Origin of the sequence: Rhodococcus chondri (genome assembly GCF_036327435.1) — a bacterium.
In the GTDB taxonomy this organism is placed as follows: Bacteria; Actinomycetota; Actinomycetes; order Mycobacteriales; family Mycobacteriaceae; genus Rhodococcus; species Rhodococcus chondri.
On the sequence record NZ_JAUZMZ010000274.1, the window covers coordinates 1 to 3,965 of the forward strand.

Below are 3,965 nucleotides of genomic sequence, written 5' to 3' on the forward strand. Positions count from 1 at the left end.
GAACATGCGGATGACGGTCGCGTCGATGACCAGTGCCGCGATCATGCCGTAGGCGATGTACTTCATCATCACCAGATCCGAGAACGCGAACGCGCCGGTGACGACGATGAGGATCAGTGCAGCCGCGGTGATGATGCGGCCCGTGTGGGCAGTGCCCACGCGGATCGATTCGGTGGTGCTCGCCCCCTGCGATCTGGCCTCGACCATCCGGGAGAGCAGGAACACCTCGTAGTCGGTCGACAGGCCGTACACGATCGCGATGATCAGCACGAGCACCGGGGACATGATGGGTCCGGGCGTGAAGTTGAGCAGGTCCGCGCCGTTGCCGTTGATGAAGATCCAGGTGAGGATGCCGAGTGTCGAGCCGAGCCCCAATGCGCTCATCAACACGGCCTTGATCGGCAACACCAGCGAGCCGAATGCCAGGAACATGAGGAACGTCGTGAGCACCACCACGACCAGCACCATGATGGGCAGCGTCTCGAGCAGCGCCGCGATCGAGTCCTGTTCGATGGCGGGTGTGCCGCCGACGAGCACTTCGACACCCTCCGGCCACTCCGCCGAATGCAGATACTCGATCGTCTGCGCCGACTCGTTGCGGTCGACCAGACCGGCCTTGAGGACACGCACCCCGTCCTTGGCGGGACCGGTGATGGAGAAGTCCTCGACCAGTCCCGGCGCGGCGCTCGCGGTGTCCCGGATCTTGTTCAGATCGCCGCCCTCGGCGCCACGGACCACCAGTCGCACGGGTTCGGCACGTTGCCCGGGGAACAGCTCGTCGAACTGTTCCTGGGCGATCCGGGTGGGATGGTCCGGCGGGAGGTACGTCTCGTTGATACCGCCGAACTTGATGCCGGTGAGCGGGGTGATGAGCAGCAGCAGCCCGATGACCGTCGGGATGGTCACCTTCAGCGGGTTGAGCATCACCCAGCGGGTGAGCCGGCCGATCATGCTGTTCTCGACCTGCTCGTTCGACTGGATCTGCCCGAACTTCTTCATGCCGAACTTGTCGATGCGCTTGCCGAGGATGCCGAGGATCGCCGGCAGCACCGTCACCGAGGTCAGCGCGGCCAGCGAGATGGTGGCGATCGCGCCGTACGACACGGATTTGAGGAAGCCCTGGGGGAAGAGCAGGAGACCACCGAGACTGGTCACCACCATCGTCGCGGAGAACACGACCGTGCGGCCGGCCGTCATCACGGTGCGGCGCACTGCGGCAGCGGTCTCGTAACCCTCGGCGAGCTCCTCCCGGAACCGCGACACCATGAACAGTCCGTAGTCGATCGCGAGACCGAGGCCGATGAGGGAGACGACGGGTGCGACGAACGAGTTGACCTCGGTGAAATTCGTGATCAGGCGCACGATGCCGTTGGCGGCGACGATCGTCAGGCCACCCGTGATGAGCGGTAGGGCCGCCGCGATGACGCCGCCGAACACGAAGAACAACAGGATGCCGACAGCGGGGATCGCGAGGATCTCCATGCGCTTGATGTCGTTGGCCATCGTGTCGTTGAGCGCGCCGGAGATCGGCTGCAGCCCGGCGAGCTGCACATCCACGCCCTCGATGTAGAACTCGTCCTTGACGTCGCGGAAGTTCCCGGTCAGCTCGGTGTCGTTTGCCCCGGCGATCGCGACCGACGCGATCGCGTGCTGTCTCGACTCGTCGGCAAGGCTCGGCAGCGACGGCGCCGTCTCGGTGGGCCAATACGCACCGTTGACCTTGAGGATCTCGTCGGAATGCTCGGCGACCAGCGAATTCAGATTGTCGGTGATCTTCGCGGCGAATTCGGGGTCGTCGACGGTCCTGCCCTCGGGTGCCGTGTACAGCACCAGCACGTCACCGTTGGTGTCGCGGCCGAACGTGCTGTCGGCGAGCTTCGACGCCGTGACGGACTGCGACCCGGGATCGTCCCAGCCGCTCTGGCTGAGATGGTCGTTCAGGCTCAGGCCGTACCCGGCGAGCCCGAGCATCGCCGCGACCATCACCGCAATGACGGTGAAGCGCGCGCGGAAGACGAGCTCTCCCCAACGGTCGAACACGTGGATCTCCTATTCGGCGACGCTCTTGCGCCCCACCAGCAGAGCGGTAAGCGGTCGGAACGGCTGCAGCCATGCGCCCTCGTCGGGCAGCGACTCCAGGGCGACTCGCGGCAGCGGCTCACGGAACACCCCGGGGATGTCCTCGAGATCGACGAAGTCGATGAGCTCCGACGTGACCGCCCAGCTTGCGTGCTCGCGGAAGCCGAGCACCTGCACAGCGATGCCTGCGGCCGCAAGTTCCTCGAGCGGCTCGCGGAACGCCTGCCCATCGGCGGATGCCACCATCACACCGGCGAGGCCCTCGCTGCGCCGCAGCTCGATGTGGTGCAGCATATCGGAATCGACGTCGCTGTCCTCGTCGATCTTGGGCTTGGCGAACACCGCGAAGCCGACGTTGCGCAGTGCCTCGACCCACGGGCGCACCACGTCGGCACTGCCCGGGGCGATATTCGTGAAGACGGTCGCTTCCGCCTCGAGCGGCGACGGTGAGGTGCGCGACAGGTCCGCGGTGCGGCTCAGCAGCCAGCGGCCGAGGGCGTCGAAACGGGGCCGGTAGACGGCCGTGGGGCGTCCCCCGAGAATCGCGCCGAGCCCCATGTCGAGGTTCGGCGCATCCCACACCAGCAGGACACGCTTGCCCTGTTCGGGGCTGTCGATCACGGTGGGGTCGGCGACACCGGCCAGGTCTTCGTGGACGCTCATGCTCCGATCTTCCCCCAGATCAGTTCGGCGATGGTGCTACCCACTTGGTGGGCCTTGTCCTCGAACTTGGTGACCGGTCGCTCGTGGCTGATCGGGGAGGACCAATTCAGAGGCGTGAGCAGCGGTTCGGCGTTGCCGGTGACTTCGATCGCCTCGGCGTACTCGGCGTGGTCGGTCGCGACGTGCAGCACCCCGCCCGGCTTCAACCGATTCGCGATCAATGCGAATGTCCGCGCCTGCAGCAGCCGGCGCTTGTGGTGGCGCGCCTTCGGCCACGGGTCCGGGAAGAAGACGCGCACTCCGGTCAGCGACTCGGGCGCGATCATGTGCTCGAGGACATCGACGGCGTCACCGCGCAGGATGCGCAGGTTGGTGACGGGCGCGTCGGTGTCGAGTGTGCGTTCGATGCGCTGGAGGGTCTGAGCGAGGCCCGGCCTGTAGACCTCGACGGCAATGAGGTTGACGTGCGGTTCGGCCTGCGCCATGGCGACCGCCGCGGTTCCGGTGCCGGAGCCGATCTCGAGGACCGTCGGTGCGTGACGGCCGAACCAGCCGTCGATGTCGAGCAGCTCGTCGCCGACGTCGCGACCGAGGTGGGCCCAGCGGCGGTCCCACGTCTCCTGCTGAGGTTCGGTCAATGCACCCCGACGGGAGCGGAAACTGGTCACTCGCGGGTACAGACGGTTTCCTCGACTGGGACTCGGTTCCAGCGTGTCGGTCGTGTCCTGATCGGCTTCGTTCACCCGACCATTGTCACGTATCGCGGGAGTGCGTGGCAGAAGTGACGTATGGGACCACAGGGTTTTCTCAGGTCCGCACGTCTTCCCCGGTGTTCTGCCACAATCTGCGCGACGATCGGGGGGGAGATCACGATGGGGGAGACGCCCGGAGCGGCACCGGAGCTGTGGCAGCGGCTCGCCGCGGAGCTGGACCGGCTCGACGCGGATGCCGGTCGCACCCTGCATGCGGCGCTCGCTCGTCGCACTGCGCCCCTGCGTATCCAGGTCGCGGGGCGGGCCGGCACGGGGCGCGGGAGCGTGCGGCGCAGCCTGGACACGGTGCTCGGGGACGTGGTGTTCGAGGACGCGATCGTCGACGCACCGGACGGTCCCGAACCGGTTCTCGGCGGCGATGTCGTCGTCTACGTTCTGCCCACCCGTCTCGATCCTGTCTCGGTGCATCCGGCCGACCGGGCGGCGCTGGCGGGCCTGGACGCCGGCCGC

The 3,965-nt window shown here is 67.0% G+C and carries 3 protein-coding genes and 1 pseudogene; 1 reads left to right on the forward strand and 3 read right to left on the reverse strand.

Annotated features, from left to right (window positions below; translation table 11 throughout):
- From Q8814_RS24840 to trmB, 3 genes are all read right to left on the reverse strand, one after another.
- Positions 1-2,040: MMPL family transporter (locus tag Q8814_RS24840; protein WP_330154626.1), on the reverse strand; the 2,040-nt coding region annotated here is incomplete at its 3' end.
- Between the two features lie 9 nt (positions 2,041-2,049).
- Positions 2,050-2,742: an NYN domain-containing protein gene (locus Q8814_RS24845; protein WP_330154627.1), complete on the reverse strand. Its 693-nt coding sequence runs from the start codon at positions 2,740-2,742 to the stop codon at positions 2,050-2,052.
- Positions 2,739-3,521 carry a tRNA (guanosine(46)-N7)-methyltransferase TrmB gene (gene trmB, locus Q8814_RS24850; protein WP_330154628.1) on the reverse strand — a complete coding sequence of 261 codons (783 nt, stop codon included), beginning with the start codon at positions 3,519-3,521 and terminating at the stop codon, positions 2,739-2,741. The genes Q8814_RS24845 and trmB overlap by 4 nt, the downstream gene beginning before the upstream one ends.
- A gap of 93 nt (positions 3,522-3,614) precedes the next feature.
- Here trmB and Q8814_RS24855 point away from each other — a divergent pair.
- Positions 3,615-3,965 (forward strand): annotated as a pseudogene (locus tag Q8814_RS24855) (hypothetical protein); the annotation flags it as partial.

What these genes read in the sequence shown, in the direction of transcription:
- Q8814_RS24845 (WP_330154627.1), bottom strand. Translation starts at nt 2,742, where the DNA reads ATGAGCGTCCACGAAGACCTGGCCGGTGTCGCCGACCCCACCGTGATC.